This window comes from Mesorhizobium sp. M7A.F.Ca.CA.001.08.2.1, assembly GCF_003998455.1.
Taxonomy (GTDB): Bacteria; Pseudomonadota; Alphaproteobacteria; order Rhizobiales; family Rhizobiaceae; genus Mesorhizobium; species Mesorhizobium ciceri.
On sequence record NZ_RZPW01001264.1, the window covers coordinates 1 to 922 of the forward strand.

Annotated in this window: 2 protein-coding genes; one reads left to right on the forward strand and one right to left on the reverse strand. The window is 63.9% G+C overall.

Annotated features, from left to right (window positions below):
* Positions 1–75 precede the first annotated feature (75 nt).
* Positions 76–516 (forward strand): hypothetical protein, encoded by a 441-nt coding sequence (locus tag EN914_RS36695; protein WP_024501715.1) that lies wholly within the window; start codon positions 76–78, stop codon positions 514–516.
* 3 nt (positions 517–519) lie between these two features.
* On the opposite strand, the gene EN914_RS36700 is transcribed toward EN914_RS36695, so the two are convergent.
* A partial coding sequence (locus tag EN914_RS36700; protein ID WP_164779227.1) for an ATP-binding cassette domain-containing protein occupies positions 520–922 on the reverse strand: 403 nt, incomplete at its 5' end.

The window sequence follows — 922 nt, forward strand, 5'->3', positions numbered from 1 at the left end:
AGACTGTTCAGTTGTAGCTTTGATCCCACGCTGACATCCCGGCCGGCAAAGCGGCGACATTGAGGAGTTCTCACCATGAAGATTTCATCCGGATTTCGTTCCATCGCGGTTGCCGCCATCGCCACCGCAAGCATCGGCTTTGCCAGCGCCGCGCATGCCGACAGCGGCACCATCCGCTTCGCCGTCTACAAGGCGGCCTTCTTCGTCGGTGGCTCCGGAGGCGAAGGAACGCTGACCTTCCATGGCCGCCGCTATCCCATCTCGGTCGGCGGCGTCTCGGGCGGTCTCGCCTTCGGCGTCTCCAAGACCTATTTCCGAGGTACCGTGCGCCACATCAAACGTGCGCGGGATGTGACCGGGGTCTATGGTGCGGCGGGCGGTGGCGGCGCGCTTGGCAAAGGGGCTCAGGTGATCGTCATGACCAATGACAAGGGCGCCCAGCTCGAATTGACGGGCAGGCAGGTCGGCCTGCAGGTCAACGCCGACCTCAGTGGCATGAGCATCTCGCTGCGGTAAGGGCTAGCTCCTCAGGCCCGGCGCTTCCTGCCCGGTGCGCTCGACATATTCCGTATAGCCGCCGCCATAGGTGTGGATGCCTTCGGGCGTCAGTTCCAGCACGCGGTTGGAAAGCGCCGCCAGAAAATGCCGGTCGTGCGAGACGAACAGCATGGTGCCCTCGTACTGCGACAGCGCCGTGATCAGCATCTCCTTGGTGGCGATGTCGAGATGGTTGGTCGGCTCGTCCAGCACCAAAAGGTTGGGCGGGTCGAACAGCATCAGCGCCATCACCAGCCGCGCCTTCTCGCCGCCTGACAGCACACGGCATTTCTTCTCGATCTCGTCGCCGGAAAAACCGAAGCAGCCGGCGAGTGCCCTGAGCGGCGCCTGGCCGGCCTGGGGGAACGCGTCTTCCAGTGTCTGG

What these genes read in the sequence shown, in the direction of transcription:
- EN914_RS36695 (WP_024501715.1), top strand. Translation starts at nt 76, where the DNA reads ATGAAGATTTCATCCGGATTTCGTTCCATCGCGGTTGCCGCCATCGCC.